This is a genomic window from Curtobacterium sp. WHRI 8282, assembly GCF_040223925.2.
Classification (GTDB): domain Bacteria; phylum Actinomycetota; class Actinomycetes; order Actinomycetales; family Microbacteriaceae; genus Curtobacterium; species Curtobacterium flaccumfaciens.
Window position 1 is genome coordinate 387,157 of record NZ_JBEHCD020000001.1, and the last position, 18,025, is coordinate 405,181.

Annotated in this window: 15 protein-coding genes; 5 read left to right on the forward strand and 10 right to left on the reverse strand. The window is 71.1% G+C overall.

The window, feature by feature from the left end:
• Positions 1 to 117 precede the first annotated feature (117 nt).
• Positions 118 to 960: a PhzF family phenazine biosynthesis protein gene (locus ABRP24_RS01880; RefSeq protein WP_027466666.1), complete on the reverse strand. Its 843-nt coding sequence runs from the start codon at positions 958 to 960 to the stop codon at positions 118 to 120.
• 153 nt (positions 961 to 1,113) lie between these two features.
• Between ABRP24_RS01880 and ABRP24_RS01885 the strand changes: the two genes are divergently transcribed.
• Positions 1,114 to 1,626, forward strand: a complete 513-nt coding sequence (locus ABRP24_RS01885; protein WP_071245384.1) for a hypothetical protein — start codon at positions 1,114 to 1,116, stop codon at positions 1,624 to 1,626.
• A 160-nt stretch (positions 1,627 to 1,786) separates the two neighbouring features.
• Here ABRP24_RS01885 and ABRP24_RS01890 read toward each other — a convergent pair whose 3' ends face one another.
• Positions 1,787 to 4,195 (reverse strand): lamin tail domain-containing protein, encoded by a 2,409-nt coding sequence (locus tag ABRP24_RS01890; protein ID WP_349847703.1) that lies wholly within the window; start codon positions 4,193 to 4,195, stop codon positions 1,787 to 1,789.
• Between the two features lie 215 nt (positions 4,196 to 4,410).
• Positions 4,411 to 5,694, reverse strand: coding sequence for an ROK family protein (locus ABRP24_RS01895; protein WP_349847702.1), 1,284 nt, complete (start codon positions 5,692 to 5,694; stop codon positions 4,411 to 4,413).
• Positions 5,695 to 5,779: 85 nt separating this feature from the next.
• Here ABRP24_RS01895 and ABRP24_RS01900 point away from each other — a divergent pair, with 85 nt between their 5' ends.
• Both ABRP24_RS01900 and ABRP24_RS01905 read left to right on the forward strand, forming a co-directional pair.
• Positions 5,780 to 6,235 (forward strand): GNAT family N-acetyltransferase, encoded by a 456-nt coding sequence (locus ABRP24_RS01900; RefSeq protein ID WP_027466669.1) that lies wholly within the window; start codon positions 5,780 to 5,782, stop codon positions 6,233 to 6,235.
• A gap of 59 nt (positions 6,236 to 6,294) precedes the next feature.
• Positions 6,295 to 6,633 carry an MGMT family protein gene (locus ABRP24_RS01905; protein ID WP_349847701.1) on the forward strand — a complete coding sequence of 113 codons (339 nt, stop codon included), beginning with the start codon at positions 6,295 to 6,297 and terminating at the stop codon, positions 6,631 to 6,633.
• Positions 6,634 to 6,681: 48 nt separating this feature from the next.
• Here ABRP24_RS01905 and ABRP24_RS01910 read toward each other — a convergent pair whose 3' ends face one another.
• A complete protein-coding gene (locus tag ABRP24_RS01910) occupies positions 6,682 to 7,110 on the reverse strand; it encodes a DUF805 domain-containing protein (RefSeq protein WP_027466671.1) in 429 nt (142 codons plus the stop codon).
• A 94-nt stretch (positions 7,111 to 7,204) separates the two neighbouring features.
• Here ABRP24_RS01910 and ABRP24_RS01915 point away from each other — a divergent pair, with 94 nt between their 5' ends.
• Together ABRP24_RS01915 and ABRP24_RS01920 are read left to right on the forward strand one after the other, a co-directional pair.
• Complete coding sequence (locus tag ABRP24_RS01915; protein ID WP_349847700.1) at positions 7,205 to 7,735, forward strand: helix-turn-helix domain-containing protein; 531 nt, start codon at positions 7,205 to 7,207, stop codon at positions 7,733 to 7,735.
• A 26-nt stretch (positions 7,736 to 7,761) separates the two neighbouring features.
• The gene (locus ABRP24_RS01920) at positions 7,762 to 8,352 is read left to right on the forward strand and encodes a PIN domain-containing protein (protein WP_173032821.1); all 591 of its coding nucleotides are present in this window, start codon (positions 7,762 to 7,764) and stop codon (positions 8,350 to 8,352) included.
• A gap of 48 nt (positions 8,353 to 8,400) precedes the next feature.
• Here the strand turns inward: ABRP24_RS01920 and ABRP24_RS01925 are convergent, their stop codons facing one another.
• The 6 genes from ABRP24_RS01925 to sucD form a co-directional block, all read right to left on the reverse strand.
• Complete coding sequence (locus ABRP24_RS01925) at positions 8,401 to 10,200, reverse strand: ABC transporter ATP-binding protein (protein ID WP_349847797.1); 1,800 nt, start codon at positions 10,198 to 10,200, stop codon at positions 8,401 to 8,403.
• Positions 10,201 to 10,319: 119 nt separating this feature from the next.
• Complete coding sequence (locus ABRP24_RS01930; RefSeq protein ID WP_301599795.1) at positions 10,320 to 12,128, reverse strand: ABC transporter ATP-binding protein/permease; 1,809 nt, start codon at positions 12,126 to 12,128, stop codon at positions 10,320 to 10,322.
• A 548-nt stretch (positions 12,129 to 12,676) separates the two neighbouring features.
• A complete protein-coding gene (gene purH, locus ABRP24_RS01935) occupies positions 12,677 to 14,311 on the reverse strand; it encodes a bifunctional phosphoribosylaminoimidazolecarboxamide formyltransferase/IMP cyclohydrolase (RefSeq protein WP_232749216.1) in 1,635 nt (544 codons plus the stop codon).
• Positions 14,308 to 14,901 (reverse strand): phosphoribosylglycinamide formyltransferase, encoded by a 594-nt coding sequence (purN, locus tag ABRP24_RS01940; protein WP_071404669.1) that lies wholly within the window; start codon positions 14,899 to 14,901, stop codon positions 14,308 to 14,310. The genes purH and purN overlap by 4 nt, the downstream gene beginning before the upstream one ends.
• A gap of 41 nt (positions 14,902 to 14,942) precedes the next feature.
• Positions 14,943 to 16,994, reverse strand: coding sequence for a DUF6350 family protein (locus ABRP24_RS01945; RefSeq protein ID WP_349847699.1), 2,052 nt, complete (start codon positions 16,992 to 16,994; stop codon positions 14,943 to 14,945).
• Between the two features lie 141 nt (positions 16,995 to 17,135).
• On the reverse strand, positions 17,136 to 18,023 hold the full coding sequence (gene sucD / locus ABRP24_RS01950) for a succinate--CoA ligase subunit alpha (protein WP_071250213.1): 888 nt from the start codon (positions 18,021 to 18,023) through the stop codon (positions 17,136 to 17,138).
• Positions 18,024 to 18,025 lie beyond the last annotated feature (2 nt).

Sequence of the window (18,025 nt, forward strand, 5' to 3'; positions counted from 1 at the left end):
GGAGGCCGCCGGCGCAATCGGGCGTACCTGGTGAAATCGGGCGTACCGGATCGGAAGTTTCGACCAGGTACGCCCGATTCCGCTTCCCAACGCGTGCGTTCTGGGAAGGAACGTCCGTCAGGAGATCGGCGTCGCGCTCCCCGTCACCGTGATCCCGCCGGCCTCGGGGACGTCCACGAGCAGCAGACTCGGACGCCCGACGTGCCGCCCCTGCCGGATCGTGATGCGGTCGCCCGGCTGCGCTGCACCGATCTGCCGCAGGTACGCCCCGGTCGACGCCGCAGCCGATCCCGTCGCCGGGTCCTCGGTGATGCGCCCGGCGGGGAACAGGTTGCGCGCCTCGTACTCCCGGTCACCGGTGCGGTGCAGCACCGTGACGGTCCCCGCCCATCCGGCCTCGCGTTTGAGCTCGGCGAGGGGCCCCGGCGCGAACCGGAACTGGTGGAACAGCTCGCGGTCGTGCAGCACGAGGACCGGGTGCCAGTTGCCGGCGAAGGACTCCAGCACCGGGAACCCCGGAGCGATGTCCGCCGCCTCGAGTCCGAGCAGGTCGAACAACCGCGCCAGCAGGGCCGGGTCGAGGTCCCGCGTGGCCGGCTCGACGCTCGTCATCGCGACCTGCACCGCGCCGTCCGCACCGACGATCGCATCGAGGGCGACTTCGCCGGCCAGGGTCGTGAACACCCGGCGGCCCGTCCCGTCGCGCTCGGCCAACGCGACGGCCAGTGCGACGGTGGCGTGCCCGCAGAACGGGACCTCGGCGCTCGGCGAGAAGTAGCGGACCCGCGGCCCGGTCGCCGTCGAACCGACGACGAAGGCGGTCTCGGGGTACCCGACCTGTCGGGCGATCGCGAGCATCTGGTCGTCGGACAGCCCGGCCGCGTCGAGCACGAGCCCAGCGGGGTTGCCTCCGCCCGGCTCGGCGGCGAAGGCGGTGTACCGGAGGATCTCCTGCTGCATCCCCCGACGCTACTGCGGCGTCACGACCGGGTGCGCGGGCCGATCCCCGACGGGTGGCACGGCGTGCTGCGGTGCCCAGGTGGGGCTAACCCCCGACCGCTTCCGGGTGCGCACGTGATGTTTCAGCGCGGCGACCGTCGCGAGACTGGATCCATGAGCACCGACACGCGCCCCACCACCGCCCGCCGCACCCTCCGGATCGCCCTCGCCTCCACCGCCGCGGTGTCCGCCCTGCTGCTGACCGCCGGCTGCAGCGCGATCCAGGACATCGTGCCGAACAAGACCCCGCAGAAGCACTTCGACGCGTACTCCGACGCCCCGCGCTCCGGGGAGTCCGAGGACCTGGCGTTCTTCATGCCGAAGTGGGTGCCGGAGGACGCGAAGGACATCGACGTCCGCCTCCACGTCTCCCAGCCCGGGTACGTCATCGGGTTCGCGTCGAAGGACGGCGTCGACGTGGACGACTGCACCCCGCTCGACGAGTCCTACGGCGGCACGGCGATGACCGCCGACTTCCTGCCCGAGGAGCTCCCGACCAAGGGCCTGGTCACCTGCGGCGACGGTCGCGCGGTCACCGAGATCGACGGCCGCTGGTACGGCTGGACCACGAAGGACGCCATCCCCGGTCAGGACGACACCCAGACCATGCACGGCACCGAGCACTGAACGCACGCACCCACCGGCCTGGAGGCGCGTGGCGGCCCCGCACCGCGCCTCCCGTCCGCCGCGCGGTCGCGCCCACCGCGCATGATGCGCAGAAACGGTCGGGTCCGCTGTTCGAACCCGACCATTCCTGCTCACGAAGTGCGCCCGTGGGGCGCGGGGACTACTCCGCAGCCACCGTCCGACGTCGGCGACGCACGACCAGCACACCCGCACCCGCCGCGAGCAGCAGGAACGCCACCAACGCACCGGCACCGAGCCCGGAAGCACCCGTGAACGCGAGCTGCCCCTCCGTGGTGATCGTGATCGGGGTCCACCCGATCAGACTCCCGTCCGCAGCCGTCACCGCCAACCGGTGCACACCAGCCACCGTGTCCGACGGGATCGTCACCCGAACCGTCCCGTCAGCAGCCACCGCCGCGGTCCCGATCAACGTCGGCTCCGAGAACAACCACACGTTCACCGTGTCACCCGCCGACGCCTTGCCGACCGTCACCGTGATCGTCTCCCCAGCACGAGCCGACGCCGGAGCCGACACCCCACCACGACTCGCCTCCGTCAACAGCGACCCCGACGGCGCCACCGGAACAACCGGGGCAGCCGAGGGACCCGGGGTCGGGCCCGCGGTGGGCGTCCCACCCGGGGTCGGAACCGGCGTCGGCGTCGTGCCGCCGTCGCCCGGGGTCGGAGTCGGAGTCGGGGTCGGCGTCGGCTCCGTGCCCGGGTCGCCGCCCTCGCACGGGTACGTCCCCGTGCGGAGCGAGAACCCGTCCGTGTCGTTGTCGTCGGCGTAGAAGGTCGCGCGCTCCCCGTCGGTGCAGACGCCCGAGATCGCGAAGCCCTCGTTGGCGAGCGTGCGGTCGGCGGCCGACGGCGCCTCGTACAGCGTCGATGCGGCGAAGGCTCCGTCGGTCACCTCGTACAGCGCGGTCCGACCTGAGCACACCTCGTCGCAGACCACCCAGAGCGCGTCGAGCGTCGGGTCGAACTGCACGTCGGCGACGACGGCGAGCGAGGTCGCGATCGTGGCGACCCGCGCCGAGGACCCGTCGTCCATCAGGGCGTAGGCGTACACGCTCGCGGTGCCCTCGACCCCGACGAAGAACAGCCCCTCGCCGTGTCCGGCGTAGCGCGACGGTGCGTAGGCGGCGCCCGTGCGCTCGTCGGTGAAGCCGTGCGCGGTGAGCCAGGTGTCCGGGATCCAGGTGATGCCCTCGAGGCCGGCGTTCGCGCCGAGCCCGGGGAAGTCCGCGGCGAGGTTCCACTCGTCGGTGGCCCGCAGGGTGCCCTCGGAGCCGTCGGTCGTGGCGTAGCGCAGGACCGAGGGGCGGCTCGTGCTCGACACGTCGTTGTTCCGCTCGGTCGACACGTAGACGGCGCCGGGGGCGTCACTCGTGACCGTCACGCCCTCGGCGTCCGGTGTGCCCGTGCCGTCGGCGTAACGCAGGTCGGTGCCCGCGGCGTTCGACGGCGCCCAGCCGCCCGTGCCGTCCGGGGTCAGGTGGTAGAGCAGGCCGTCGCCGTTCTGCACGGCCCAGAGCTGCCCGTCCCGCGAGGTCCCCGAGGTCGTCCAGTCGAGGCCGCTCAGGTCACCGGTGAAGGTGTCCTCGTCGTCGAGCACGGTCTCGTCCGGGCCGCCGGGCCAGGCCTCGGCGGTGACGACGCCGGCGAACCGGTTCGCCGCGCCCTTCGTGGGGGCTGCCGTCTCGGCGAAGTCCCCGGTGCCGTCGGGGTTGCGCCCGTACGTCGTGCTCGCGTGCGCCGTCCACGAGGTCGAGTCGACGACCGCACCGCGGGCGTCGAAGAGCCGCACGGAGTCCGCCTTGCCGAGTCCGAAGCCGAACGCCGCCTCGTCGAGGACGGTGAAGCCCCCGGCCGCGACGGTCGTGCCCGCGGGGATCGTGTACGTGTGGTCGTCCTCGCTGTCGCGCAGCACGTACCCGCCCAGGTCGACGGTGGCGCTGCTGGTGTTGGTCAGCTCCACCCAGTCGCCGGGGATGCCGTCCTGCGACTCGACCTCGTTGATCCGCACGGGCGAGGAGCAGTCGTTCGCGGCACCCTTGGTCGAGGACGTGGTGTCCACGAGCGGCCCGACGCCGTCGGCGCAGCGACCGTAGGTGACACCCGCGTGGGTCGTCCAGGCGTACCGGAGCACCAGGTCGCCGGCGGGGTCGTAGAGGCGCGCGGTGTCGGCACCGCCGAGCCCGAAGTCGAAGCCGGGGGCGGTCGCGGACACCTGGTCGACGACGAAGTACCCGCCGGCGGCGATCGTCGAGCCGGCGGGCAGGACGTAGGCGTCGTGCGAGCTGTCGGAGTCGAGGAACGCGTACCCGGTCAGGTCGATCGCTGCACCCGAGGTGTTCTCGAGCTCGACCCAATCGGTGTCGTCAGCGTTCGACTCGACCTCGTTGATGACGAGGCCGTTCGCCGCGACGGCGCCGACGGCCGGGTCGTCGTCACCGACGGCGGCGAGGGCCGGGCTGGCGGTGACGACACCGGCCGCGACGACCAGGGCGGTCGCGACGACTGCGCCGATCCGCATCGTGGGTGGGCGCAGGGCAGGAGCACGCATGCAGGGTCCTTCTCGGGGGAGAGAGCGGGCGGAGACCTGCACGACTGTTCAGCATCCACGCGACCGGCCGGTGGCCGACGGGTGAACGGGCGGTGTCCCGGGTCGCGACCGGTGCCCTGGACGCGCGCGTGCGGACGGGAGGCGCGGGTCGGGTCCGCACCGCGCCTCCCGTCCGCCCTGCGGTCGCGCTCACCGCCTCCGGTGAGCCCGCGCGCTCAGCGCCGGATCAGCAGGGTGCTGGCCCGTGGCGAGAGCGCGGCGTCGAGCACCAGGCAGGCGGCACCCACGGCGGCGACGTCGGCGCCGCGGTCGCTCTCCACCACCTGCACGGCGTGCTTCGGCACGAGCAACGGCGACCCGACGATGGCGGTCCGCGCAGCAGGCAGCGCAGCGCTCGCGATGCGCGACCAGAACGGGCCGCCGAACACCACGCGGTCGATGTCGAGCAGGTTCACGATGAGGACGACGGCGTTGCCCATGACGGTGCCGGCCTCGGCCGCGAGCGTGACGGCGGTGTCGTCCCCGTCGGCGATCGCCGCGGCGAGCTCGTCCCACGCGGCGTTCACGGCGTCGACCGAGTCGGCATCCGCGGCGACGGCGGCTGCACCTGGTTCCGTGACCGCTCCGCCCGACAGCGCGAGCCCCCGCGATCGCGCGATCCGCACCAGCCGGTCCGGCGCGACGGCTGCACCGACCTCGCCGCGCGTGCCCGAGCCGTCCGGGGTGCCCGCGAGGGCCCCCTGGTCGACCATGATGTGCCCGGCGTCGCCCGCGTTGGACCCCACCCCGCGCACGGGTTCGTGGTCGACGACGAGCCCGACGCCGAACCCGGTGCCGAAGTACACGAACGCGAAGTTCCGGGCCGAGGACTCCCCCGCCAGGAACATCTCGCCGACCGCGGCGGCCGTGACGTCCTTCTCGAGCAGGACCGGGTAGCCGGTGGCCTCGGCGAGCGCATCGCGCAGCGGCACGTCCCGCCACCGGGGCAGGAACGGCGGGTCGACCACGATGCCCGCCTCGACGTCGATCGGTCCGGGGCTCGCGATCCCGACGCCCAGCACGCTGTCGACGGCCACCCCGGCGTCGGCGACGAGCCCGTCGACGGCCGAGGCGATGGTGCGCACCACCTCGGACGGGTCGTCGGCCGTGGGGGTCGAGGTGGTGGACGCGGCGACGACGGTGCCGGCGAGGTCGAGCAGCACGTAGGTGACGACGGCCGGGTCGACGTGTACGCCGACCGCGTACCGGCTGCCCGGTTCGAGCCGCAGGATGGTGCGGGGCTTGCCGCGGCCGGACACGACGGTGCCGGACTCGACGATCATGCCGGCCTCGATCAGGAACCGGGTGACGTTCGACACGGTCTGCGCGCTCAGTCCGGTGCGGGCTGCGAGTTCGACGCGGCTCAGGCCGTCGGGTGAGCGGCGGACGGCGTCCAGGACCACGGTGCGGTTGAACCCGCCGATCGACGGGAGGTTCGCTCCGCGTCGATGCTCTGCCATGCCGCGACCATACCGCGGCAACGGTGCGGTCTCGGTCTGCCCCGGTCTCTGGCTTCCGCAGGGTCTGCACCGTTAGCCTGGCCGCATGTCCGACCTGCGCCTGGAAGAACTCTCCGCGAAGACCGCTGCCGCGGCCAACTCCCTGACGCTCAAGCCGGGCCAGGAACAGTTCGTGCAGCCGACCACCTACGGGGTCGCCGAGTCCGACGTCAAGCCGAGCTCCGCGTGGACCCGTGTCGTCCTCGACGACGACGAGGTCCTCGGCCTGATCATCGGTTCGTTCGACGCCGACAACGCGCAGGAAGAGCTGCGCAGCTGCATCTGGCGCGTCAACGTGGCGGCGAGCGCACAGGGCCGGGGCGTCGGTCGCTTCGCCGTGCACGGCCTGGCGGACGAGGCACGCAGCCGTGGGTTCGAGCGACTGACGGTCGTGTACGAGCCGGGCGGTGACGACAGCCCCGAGGCGTTCTTCCGCGCCGTGGGCTTCGAGGTCGTTCGCGAGACCCAGTACGGCGACCACTTCGCGGTCCTGACGCTCTAGCGCGCCCCGACGCCGTGCCCTCCGACGACGTGGCATCCGACGCCGTGCCGTCCGACACTGTGCCCTTCGAAGACGCGGCCGTCGACTTCGGCGCCGCCGTCGTCGAGGTGGTGCGGATGATCCCGCCGGGTCACGTCATGACGTACGGCGACGTCGCCGCGGCCCTCGGGTCGCGGGCGTCGCGTGCCGTCGGCAAGGTGATGGCGCACGAGGGCGCCGACCTGCCGTGGTGGCGCGTGGTGCGCGCGGCTGGGTACCCGCCGCTCCACCACGAGGCCCGGGCACTCGAGCACTACCGCGTCGAGGGGACGCCGCTCGTGCAGGGGACGTCGGCCTGGAGGCTCGACATGCGTCGTGCGCGCTGGTCACCCGCCACGGACGCGGACGACCCGTTCTGATCCCGGTCCGCGCAGGTCGACCCGCCAGGGTCCGCCCCGGATCGGCCGTCAGCGGTCGAAGCGCGCACCCTTCGGGTTCGCGGGCAACAGGCACAGCACGTACACGATGAGCGAGCCGAGGCCCGGCAGCACGTGCAGGAACTGCCAGAAGCCGGACAGGTTCGCGTCGTGCAGCCGTCGGGCACCGAGCGCGAGCGACCCGATGAGCGTCGCGAGCACCCACAGCATGAACAGGTACGAGCCGACGGGGTTCTCGAGCGCCGGGGTGTCCGGAGTGAACACCTGCGGTACGAGCTGCAGCACGAGCCCGATCGCGAACGACGTCAGCCACCACCACCAGAACTCGGCGCGCGATGCCCGTCCGGTGAACACGGTGTACTTCCGCCAGAACCGTCGGACGGCCTCGGTGAAGGGGGCACCGTAGAAGGGGTCGTGCAGGGCGACGCCGCCGGGCTGCACCACGCTGTCGTTGCTCATGGAGCAAGCCAACCACGTGGTGCATCGATGACATCTGGCCCATCCTGAGTCGAAATAAACGAAACCTGTTACGGTTGTTGCGAAGGAGATAAAGATGCCAGCACAGGAACACGCTATGCAGCAGGAAACATATGAGGCTTCCGACGCCGGAGCGGTCGCGCAAGTTCATGACTTCCTCGCCGCCCATGCTGAATCGGGCCGGGATGAGATCGAAGCCCGCTACTTCCTCGCTGGAGCCGAGGCAGGCGATCACGTCGAACTACCGGCCGAGGTCCATCGAGTTCTCCTACAGGTGATCGAAGCGATGCAGCGCGGCTTGGCCGTCACGATCTCACCGCAGTCCCGCACGCTGACGACCCAGCAAGTTGCTGAGCTGCTCAACGTGAGTCGACCAACGGTCGTGAAGATGCTCGACCGGGGAGACATCCCGTTCGAGAAGGTCAACACGCATCGACGGATTAAGCTCGCGGATGCTCTTGCATACCGGACGCGACGCCGAGATGAGCAGTACGAAGCACTGTCGGCGTTGTACTCCACCGAGTACGACGAAGGTGATGACGTCGACACGACACTGGCAGACCTTCGGCTCACACGGAAGCAACTCCGAGCAGGTCAACGAGAATAACTCGCGACACATGAGATACTCCTAGAGTGTTCACGGCGCTCCTCGACACCTGCGTGCTCTGGCCCAGCCTTCAGCGGGATCTCCTCCTGTCGCTCGCCATCGAAGGCGTGTACCGCCCAATCTGGAGCACGGCGATCCTCGAGGAACTCGAGTACCACGAGGCGAAGAAGCTAGTGCGTCGCGGTGCGGACGAGGCGGCTGCCGAGGAGCGAGCACACCGGTTGGTCGAGACAATGCGCCTGAAGTTCGACGATGCGGTCGTCACAGGATGGGAGCGCCTCGATGGTTCCTACGGCCTCCCGGATCCTGACGACGAACACGTGGTCGCCGCTGCAGAGCTTGGCGGAGCGGGCGCCATCGTCACACTCAATTTCAAGGACTTTCCTGACGACAAGATCCCGAGCGGAATCGATATCCTCGGCCCGGCCTCGTTCGTCCACGATCAGGTCTCGCTCCGCCCGGCGGCTGCCGCCCGGGCGGTACTCGAACTCGCGTCCAGGACTGGACAGCACGGCCCGAAGCTGTCGCCGACCCAGATCGTCGATGTCCTGGAGAGCCGCTACGAGATGCAGGAAGCCGCGGCACTCCTCCGCCACCAGTTAGCCGACCCCTCGTGATGTCGGCGATGACACTCTGCGGAGTGTCATCGCCGGCATCACAACTCGTCACACGAGCGAGTCGCGCCAGGCCGCGTGCAGCTGGGCGAACCGCCCGGTGCCGGCGATGAGGTCGGCGGGGGTGCCGTCCTCGACGATCCGGCCGTGTTCCATCACGAGCACCCGGTGGGCGATCGCGACGGTGGACAGCCGGTGCGCGATGATCACCGCGGTGCGGTCGGCGAGCAGGGTCTCCAGACCCTCTTGCACGAGTCGCTCCGAGGGGATGTCGAGCGACGCCGTGGCCTCGTCGAGGATGAGCACCCTCGGGTCCGCGATGAACGCCCGCGCGAACGAGAGCAGCTGCCGCTGACCCGCCGAGACACGACCGCCGCGCTTGTTCACGTCGGTGTCGTACCCGTCGGGCAGCGCCATGATGAACTCGTGCGCGCCGACGGCCTTGGCGCTCGCCTCGATCTCCGCACGCGACGCACCGGGCTTGCCGAGCGCGATGTTGTCCGCGACGGTGCCGGAGAACAGGTACGCCTCTTGCGTGACCATGACGATCGCGCGGCGCATGTCCTTCGTGTCGAGGTCGCGCAGGTCCACGCCGTCGAGCTTCACCGAGCCCTGCGTCGGGTCGTAGAAGCGCGCCATGAGCTTGGCGAGCGTCGACTTGCCGGCACCGGTGGACCCGACGAGGGCGATGGTCTGCCCCGACGGGATGTGCAGGTCGAACTCGGGCAGCACGACCTTGCCCTTGTTGTAGGCGAAGACGACCTCGTCGAAGTCCATCTTCCCGGTGGCGTCCGCCAGACGGGTGGGCTTCACGGGGTCCGGCACGCTCGGCCGTTCCTCGAGGACACCGGAGATCTTCTCCATCGCCGCCGAGGCCGACTGGTACCCGTTGTAGAACATCGCGAGTTCCTGCGCCGGGTCGAAGAAGCGCTTGGCGTACAACGCGACCGCGAGCAGCGCACCGACCTCGAGCGTCCCGCCGACGATCCGGAAACCACCGACGATGACGACCGCGGCGAGCGTCGCGTTGCCGATGAGCACGAGCACCGGGTCGAAGGTCCCGAACAGGTTGAACACCTTCGTGTTCGCCACCCGGTAGTCCTCGACGTAGCCGCCGTACTCGTCACGGTTGCGGGACTCCTTGCGGAACGCCTGCACCGCGCGGATGCCCGTCATCGTCTCGACGAAGTGCACGATGACGCGCGCCGAGGTGACACGGGTGGAGCGGAACAGCGTCTGCGAGTTCGTCTGGAACCAGCGGATCAGGAACCAGAGCGGCACGAGCGACACCGCGAGCACGAGCCCGGACGTCGGGTCGAGCAGCACCAGGGCCACGGCGGTGAACGCCATGTACAGCACGCCCTGGATGAGCTGGTTCAGTCCGGAGTCGAGCAGCTCGCGGATCGAGTCGAGGTCACTCGTCTGGCGCGAGATGATCCGGCCCGACGTGTAGGTCTCGTGGAACTCGAGCGAGAGCCGCTGCGTGTGCAGGAACACCCGCTTGCGCAGGTCGAACAGGATCGCCTGGCTGATCCGTGCCGCGAGCACCGTGTACCAGGCCGTGAGCACCGCACCGAGGACGGCCACGACGATGTACGTCGCGACGACGGCGAACGCCGGCACCCAGTCGTTCTGGTCCATCACGGCGGGCAGGGCGTTGTCGATGCCCCACGCGATGAGCGCCGGACCCGCGACGGTGCCGGCGGTCGAGACCACGACCACGATGCCGAGCAGCACCAGCCGGAGCTTCAGCGGTGCGGCGAGGGACCCGAGCAGGGCGAGGGACCGGCGCCGCAGGCGCTTGCTCTCGGCCTTCGTGAAGTCCTCACGCTCCTCGCCGCGCACGCCCATGGTGGTGATCGAGGCGGTGACGGGCGCGGCAGACTGCGCGTCGGCGATGTCGTCGACGACGGGATCCGCGCCTCCCGGCCCGGCCGACGTGTCGAGCGGCAGGTTCTTCTCTTGCTGGCTCATGCCATCGCCTCCTGTCGTGCGGTCGCGTCGTCGTCGTCGAGCGACGAGATGACGTAGCGGTAGTGCTCGTTGGTGGCCATCAGGTCGTGGTGGGTCCCGACGGCCGTGACGACGCCGTTCTCCATCAGGGCGACCCGGTCGGCCAGCGTCACCGTCGACGGACGGTGCGCCACGATGAGCGACGTGGTGTCGGCGAGCACGCGACGCAGGCCCGCCTCGACCCGCGCCTCGGTGTCGACGTCGAGCGCCGACAGCGGGTCGTCGAGCACGAGCACCGACGGCCGCGCGGCGATCGCGCGGGCGAGTGCCAGGCGCTGGCGCTGGCCACCGGACAGCGACAGCCCCTCTTCACCGACCCGGGTGTCGACGCCGTCGGGCAGGTCGTCCACGAAGGACGCCTGCGCGATGTCGAGCGCCTCGCGCATGAGCGCCTCGGCCTCGGTACCCTGCACGTCCGGTCGACCGAGCAGCACGTTCTCACGCACGGTCGACGAGAACAGGGTGGCGTCCTCGAAGGCGACGCCGACGTGCCGGCGCAGTTCCTCGCGGGTGAGGTCGCGGATGTCGACCCCGTCGATCGTCACCGAACCGCCGGTCACGTCGTACAGACGCGGCACGAGCGAGAGCAGCGTCGTCTTGCCGCAGCCGGTGAGCCCGACGAGCGCCATGGTCTCGCCCGGCTGCAGCTGCAGTTCGACGCCGTTGATCAGGTCCGGGTACTGCGGCGCGGAGTCCTGGTACCGGAAGTGCACGCCGTTGAACGACAGGGCACCGTGCGGCTCGGCGATCGTCTTCGGGTGCTCCGGGTCCGTGATGGTGTTCTCGGAGTCCATGACCTCGAAGAAACGGTCGACCGCCGTGCGGGTGTCGAACGTCATCGAGAGCAGGAAGCCGATCGACTCGATCGGGAACCGCAGCACCGTCGCCGTCGCGAAGAACGCGAACAGCTGGCCGACGCTGAGCTGCCCCTGCGACGCGAGCCAGATGCCGGCGAGCAGGCACAGGGCGAACGCGACGTCGGGCACGAGCAGCAGCCACAGCCAGATGCCCGCGATGGCCTTCGCCTTCTTGATCTCGGTGCCGCGCAGCGCCTCGGCCTGCTCGCTGAACTCCTCGAGCTTCGCGCCGCCGCGACCGAACGCCTTGAGCACGCGGATGCCGTGCACCGACTGCTCGACGCTCGTGGCGAGGTCACCGACCTGGTCCTGGCTGCGACGTGCGACGGCGGAGTACCGGCGCTCGAACAGCAGGCCGTTGATCCACAGCGGGATCGACGCGACCAGGAAGATCAGCCCGAGGATCCAGCCGAAGGTGAACAGCACGACGAAGCCGACGACGATCGTCACGATGTTCACGACGAGCAGGACGACCCCGAAGGCCAGCCAGCGCCGGATCAGCGACAGGTCCGACACGGAACGGGACAGCAGCTGCCCGGACTCCCAGCGGTCGTGGAACGCGACCGGCAGGTCCTGCAGCTTCGCGTAGAGCGAGTTGCGCATGCTGGTCTCGATGCGGGTCGAGGGGCGCATCACCAGCCGGCGGCGCGAGGCGATGAAGAACGCCTCGAGCACGCCGAGGGCGAGCACCCCGAGCCCGGCGGGCCAGATCTGCGCGGAGTCGCGCGACGACAGCGGACCGTCGACGAGCCACTGCAGCACGTAGGGGATTGCGAGCGCCACCAGGGAGGCTCCCATCGCTGCGGCCATGCCGCCGATGAGGCGCCCCTGGTAGGGCTTCACGTAGGGGTAGATCCGCGCGATCGCGCGGAAGGTGGACGGGCGCGCCGTGGTGGGCGACTTGGACATGCGTTGCGTCCTCATGCGTCTGCCGGGTCCCCGGGTCGCGCTGCGCGGTGCTTGCTTGCTGCTTGCTTGCTGCTTGCTGCTTGCTCGCGTCGCGCGGCTTCGGCCTGGAGGCTCGGTGTGGCGTTGCGTGGTGATCATCGGCCGGGCGCGTGGTCGCGTCTCCGCCGTCACTCGCGTGACGTCGGTCGGGCCGGAGGCACCGAGGGAGCGTCGTCCCCCGGGTTCAGGCGGGTGGTTCGCGGACGCCGGTGGTGCTGCGCCGCGGGGCCGTGGGAACGGCCCGACTAGACGGCGGCCGCGGCGCGGGGCCGCGGTGCGATCAGGGATCGCCGTGCGGGAGTGGTCCCCACGACGGACACGAGACCTGCGCGGGCGGCCGTCGCCACGGTTCCGGTCATGTTGTCCATCGTCACTCCAGTCGTCGTCTTCGTCACCGTTGTGTCCGCGGTGCCTCCGGTCCCGAGGGATCGTCGGCTGCCTGCCGCGGAGCCTTACAGACTATTCACAGTGACTCACGGGGCGCAATGGTTCGCCACCGATTGTTCACATCAGTGGAAGAAGTGGCGCTCGCTCGTGAAGTACATCGTGACGCCGGCGGCCTTCGCCGCGGCGATGACCTCGTCGTCGCGGACACTGCCACCGGGCTGCGCCACCGCACGGACACCGGCGTCGAGCAGCACCTGCAGGCCGTCGGCGAACGGGAAGAACGCGTCCGACGCCGCCACGCTGCCGGTCGCGCGGTCACCGGCCCGGTTCACCGCGAGGTGGCAGGAGTCGACCCGGTTGACCTGGCCCATGCCGACACCGACGCTCGCGCCCTGGTTCGCCAGCAGGATGGCGTTCGACTTCACCGAACGGCTCGCCTTCCACGCGAAGGCCAGGTCGGCGAGGGTCTGCTCGTCGGCGGGCTCGCCGGCGACGAGGGTCCAGGTGGCCTGGTCGAAGCCCGTGAAGCGGTCGGCGTCCTGCACCAGGAACCCGCCGGAGATCTGCTTGACCTCGCGGTCGGCGAGCGCGAAGTCGGCCGGCAGCGTGAGCAGGCGGATGTTCTTCTTGCGCGACAGGATCTCGAGCGCCTCGGGGTCGAACCCGGGGGCGACGACGACCTCGGTGAAGATGTCCTTCACGGTCTCGGCCATGGCCACGGTGACCGGGCGGTTCGCGGCGATGACCCCGCCGAACGCCGAGAGCGGGTCGCAGGCGTGCGCGGCGGCGTGGGCCGAGGCGATCGGGTCGGCGGAGTCGGCCGGGGCGATCGCGATGCCGCACGGGTTGGCGTGCTTGATGATCGCGACGGCGGGCTCGTCGAAGTCGAAGGCCGCACGGACCGCTGCGTCGGCGTCGACGTAGTTGTTGTACGACATCTCCTTGCCGTGCAGCTGCGTCGCCTGTGCGATGCCGGTGCCGTCCGACGTCGTGTAGAGCGCCGCGGCCTGGTGGGCGTTCTCGCCGTAGCGCAGGGTCGCCGACAGCTCGGCCTCGACCGCCAGGTGCTCGTCGAACGCACCGGGGGTCCGGATGTCACCGGCGGTCGTCGGGGCTGCAGCGGCGGTGACGACGTCGCTCGCGAAGTAGGACGCCACCGCGGTGTCGTAGGCGGCGGTGTGCGCGAAGGCCTGGGCTGCGAGGCGCTTCCGGAGCTCGAGCGTGGTGCCGCCGGCACGGACGGCCTCGACGACCTCGGGGTAGGACGCCGGGGACACGACGATCGCCACGTTCGGGTGGTTCTTCGCCGAGGCGCGGACCATCGCGGGGCCGCCGATGTCGACGTTCTCGACCACGGTCGCGGTGTCGGCACCCGACGCCACGGTCTCGACGAACGGGTACAGGTTCACGACGACGAGCTCGAACGGCGCGATGTCGAGGTCGGCGAGCTGCTGCTCGTGCGACTCGAGCCGCAGGTCGGCGAGCAGGCCGGCGTGCACCGACGGGTGCAGGGTCTTCACCCGGCCGTCGAGCGACTCGGGGAACCCGGTGACGCTCGCGACGTCGGTGACGGCGTAGCCGGCGTCACGGATGGTCTGCGCGGTGGAGCCGGTCGACACGATCTCGACCCCGGAGTCGGCCAGGGCGCCGGCGAGCTCGAGCAGGCCGGACTTGTCGCTCACCGAGATCAGTGCACGGCGGACCGGGACCACGTCTCGGTCGCGGTAGAGGCTGGGGTCGGCTGCGTGCACGCTCATGCGCTCGGGGTGCCCTTCAGGTCGGTGGTGCCGTTGGCGATGTCGAGGATGGTCTGGATGAGCAGGCGACGCTCGACCGGCTTGATGCGGTCGTGCAGCGTCGACTCGGTGTCACCCGGCAGCACCGGGATGCGCTCCTGCGCGAGGATCGGCCCCGTGTCGACGCCGTCGTCGACCGCGATGACGCTCGCGCCGGTCTCGGTGACCCCGGCGGCCAGGGCATCCCGCACGCCGTGGGCGCCGGGGAACTCGGGCAGGTACGCCGGGTGGGTGTTGATGATCCCCGGGGCGAACTCGGACACCACGGCCGGGGGCAGCAGGCGCATCAGGCCGGAGAGCACGAGCAGGTCGGGCGACCACGGACGGATCTGCTCCGCCAGGGCCTGGCCCCACTCGGCGCGCGAGTCGTAGCGGGTGAACGGCACCGTGAAGGTCGGGATCGAGAACTCCTCGCCCAGGCCGAGGCCCTCGGCGTCACGGTCGGCACCGATGGCGACGACACGGGCGGGGTACTCGGCGTCGAAGGTCGCTTCGAGCAGGGCTCGGAGGTTCGACCCGGTACCGGAGATCAGGACGACCAGTTCGAGCACGGCACCAACCCTACCGGCAGGCACGCACTCGACGGGCGCTGTTACCGGTCGTCCTTCGGCTGACGCCACCAGGGAAGTTCGTCCTCGGGGATCTGGTCGGTGACGTCCCACTTCGTCGGGCGGGACTGCTCCGCCGGCCTCGAGGCGGGCCCACGGGTGTCCGGCGCGACGTCCACGCGGTCCGCCTCGGCCGTCTCGTCCACGTCGTCCCGGCCGGCGACGAACTCCTCGGTGCTCCACGGGAACGCGGGCTGGGCGTCGGTGGGCACCGGGGTGGGTGCAGCTGCCGGGGCGGGCGCTGCGGGCCGCTCGGAGCCGGGACGCTGGGGCTCGGCGTCGGAGCCGGTCACGCGGTCGCGGAGTGCACCGGCTCGCCCCCGGACACCCTCGGCCGCGCCGGCCAGGCGGTCGCGGAGGCCACCCAGGGCCGCTCGTCCGGCGCTGCGGCGCTCCGGTCCGGGCTCGGCGGCCAGGCGGTCGGCGGCCACCGCGTCGGTCTTCGCCCAGTCGGGGAGCTCGACGTCGTGGTCGGTGCCACCGGCGCGCGGTGAGACGGGCGCGGGTGCGGAGGCGGGCCGTGCTGGTGCGGAAGTGGACCGTGCGGGTGCCGCATCGGCGGGCTCGCTGCGGATCGGCTCGCTGCTGACCGGCTCGGTCGCGTGCTCGGTCGTCGCGCGGGGCCGCGCAGCGGTCGACCCGTCGTGGGACTCCTCGACCACGAAGCGGTGCACGTCGGTGGTGCGCCCGGCACCGGCCTGGTCGAGCGCCGCGAGCAGGGAACCCTCACCGAGGTCGACCCCGGCGTGCGCCGTGTCGTGGTCATCGTCGGGTTCGTCGGCCTCGGTCCAGCGCTCCCGCGTCCATCCGCCGTCCGGCAACCGGACCAGGTCGCTGCCAGCGGCGAGGGCGATGATCGCCGGCAGGCCGACCTCGAGTGCGGCGAACCCACCGACCGCCAGGGCGTTCGGGCCGACGTCGGCCAGGCGCCCGGGGCCGAACGAACCGGAGGACACCCAGGCGATGAGCCCCGTGAGCACACCGGCCACGAGTCCTGCGACGACGCCGCCGAGCGCACGGTGCAGCGCGGAGTCGGCGGCGCCCAGGGCCCGCACCAACCGTGGTCGCATCGAGCCGCCGATCGCGAACCCGGCGATGACCGGCACGAGGATCCAGACGAGCCCGAAGGTGTGACCGGAGGTCGGCAAGGCACCGAAGACCGGCAGACCGGGGATCGGGCCCAGGGTCGTGGCGATCGGGGACACGCTCGACCCGGTGCCGATGGCGAACCCGGGGCCGATCAGCCACGAGGTCGCCCACCCGACGAAGTCCGGCAGGAACGCGAGCTGCCCGACGGTGAGCGCGACGCCGCCGATGACCCCGGCGTGCGACTGCTCGTACAGGGTGATGACCTCGGCGAACGAGGTGAAGAGGAGCAGGCCGACGAGCACCGCGGCCACGCCGACGACCACGGCGGTCGCGGCGGTCCCGGCGCGCAGGCCGAACCCGGCGACGGACCGCCAGACGGCGGGGATGCGGTCGACCAGGTCGATGACCCGCTGGGTGCCGGCGTCGGCGGGCAGGTCACGGCGACGACGGCAGACCTCGGAGGCGGCGAGTGCGGGGATCCCGAACCAGAGCGCCGGCAGCACCACGGCCTGCCAGAGCGTGGGGCGGGTGGCGGCGGAGGTCGACGACAGCGCGACGGCCAGACCGAGGAGCGCGACGACGGCGGTCCCGACCAGCAGCCCGGTGGTGCGGTGCTCGGTCTCCGCGAACCGACGTCCGGCGCGGGCGCCGAGCCAGGCCGTCACGACCGCGAACCCGAGGGCGGCGAGGGTCACGTGGATGGGGTCGGCGGCGCCGCTGACCCCGGTGCTCTTGGCGAGTGCGGACCCGAGCAGGAACGAGACGTCGACGCCGTGTCCGACGAGCCACACGCTGCCGGTGGCCTTCCAGAACACGTCCCAGTCGACCTGCAGGCCGTACTCGAACCCCCAGAGCAGCGTCAGGGGCACGAGGGCGATCCCGATGCCGACGCCGACCGTCACGACCGCCTCGATCGCGGCGAGCAGAGCGGTTCCCAGGCGGTTCATCGCAGCGAGGATACGTGCCCCTCGCGCGGCCACCCCGGAGCCGCGCGGCTGCCGACGCAAAACACCGGTGTTCCCAGGACGAACACGCGCAGGACGCGGTTCAACCGACGAACACCGGTGTTGTGCGGAACAGACGAACCGCTAGCGAGCGGCGACGACCTCGCGCAGCAGCGCGGCGGTCTCGGACGGCGTCTTGCCGACCTTGACGCCGGCGGCCTCGAGCGCCTGCTTCTTCGCCTCGGCGGTACCGGCCGAACCGGACACGATCGCGCCGGCGTGGCCCATCGTCTTGCCCTCGGGAGCGGTGAAGCCCGCGACGTAGCCGACGACCGGCTTGGTGACGTGCGCCTTGATGAACTCGGCGGCACGCTCTTCCGCGTCGCCACCGATCTCGCCGATCATCACGATGGCCTCGGTCTCGGGGTCGGCCTCGAACGCGGCGAGCGCGTCGATGTGCGTGGTCCCGATGACCGGGTCGCCGCCTATGCCGATGGCGGTCGAGAAGCCGAGGTCCCGGAGCTCGTACATCATCTGGTAGGTCAGGGTGCCGGACTTCGAGACGAGCCCGATCGGGCCCTTGCCGGTGATCGTCGCCGGGGTGATGCCGACGAGGGACTCCCCCGGGGTGATGATGCCGGGGCAGTTCGGCCCGATGATCCGGGTCGTGCCGCCCTTCGCCTTGGCGTGCGCCCAGAACTCGGCCGAGTCCTGCACGGGGATGCCCTCGGTGATGACGACGACGAGCGGGATCTCGGCGTCGATGGCCTCGGTCACGGCGTCCTTCGCGAACGCCGGCGGGACGAAGACGATCGAGACGTCGGCACCGGTGGTGTCGATGGCCTCGCGCACCGAACCGAAGACCGGCAGCGACACGTCGCCGTGGGTGACGGTGGTGCCGGCCTTGCGGGCGTTCACGCCGCCGACGACGTTCGTGCCGGCCTTGAGCATCAGGGCGGTGTGCTTCGTGCCCTCGCCACCGGTGATGCCCTGGACGATGACCTTGGAGTCCTTGTTGAGGAAGATCGACATGG

What these genes read in the sequence shown, in the direction of transcription:
- ABRP24_RS01880 (WP_027466666.1), bottom strand. Translation starts at nt 960, where the DNA reads ATGCAGCAGGAGATCCTCCGGTACACCGCCTTCGCCGCCGAGCCGGGC.
- ABRP24_RS01885 (WP_071245384.1), top strand. Translation starts at nt 1,114, where the DNA reads ATGAGCACCGACACGCGCCCCACCACCGCCCGCCGCACCCTCCGGATC.
- ABRP24_RS01890 (WP_349847703.1), bottom strand. Translation starts at nt 4,195, where the DNA reads ATGCGTGCTCCTGCCCTGCGCCCACCCACGATGCGGATCGGCGCAGTC.
- ABRP24_RS01895 (WP_349847702.1), bottom strand. Translation starts at nt 5,694, where the DNA reads ATGGCAGAGCATCGACGCGGAGCGAACCTCCCGTCGATCGGCGGGTTC.
- ABRP24_RS01900 (WP_027466669.1), top strand. Translation starts at nt 5,780, where the DNA reads ATGTCCGACCTGCGCCTGGAAGAACTCTCCGCGAAGACCGCTGCCGCG.
- ABRP24_RS01910 (WP_027466671.1), bottom strand. Translation starts at nt 7,110, where the DNA reads ATGAGCAACGACAGCGTGGTGCAGCCCGGCGGCGTCGCCCTGCACGAC.
- ABRP24_RS01915 (WP_349847700.1), top strand. Translation starts at nt 7,205, where the DNA reads ATGCCAGCACAGGAACACGCTATGCAGCAGGAAACATATGAGGCTTCC.
- ABRP24_RS01925 (WP_349847797.1), bottom strand. Translation starts at nt 10,200, where the DNA reads ATGGGCGTGCGCGGCGAGGAGCGTGAGGACTTCACGAAGGCCGAGAGC.
- ABRP24_RS01930 (WP_301599795.1), bottom strand. Translation starts at nt 12,128, where the DNA reads ATGTCCAAGTCGCCCACCACGGCGCGCCCGTCCACCTTCCGCGCGATC.
- purH (WP_232749216.1), bottom strand. Translation starts at nt 14,311, where the DNA reads ATGAGCGTGCACGCAGCCGACCCCAGCCTCTACCGCGACCGAGACGTG.
- ABRP24_RS01945 (WP_349847699.1), bottom strand. Translation starts at nt 16,994, where the DNA reads ATGAACCGCCTGGGAACCGCTCTGCTCGCCGCGATCGAGGCGGTCGTG.
- sucD (WP_071250213.1), bottom strand. Translation starts at nt 18,023, where the DNA reads ATGTCGATCTTCCTCAACAAGGACTCCAAGGTCATCGTCCAGGGCATC.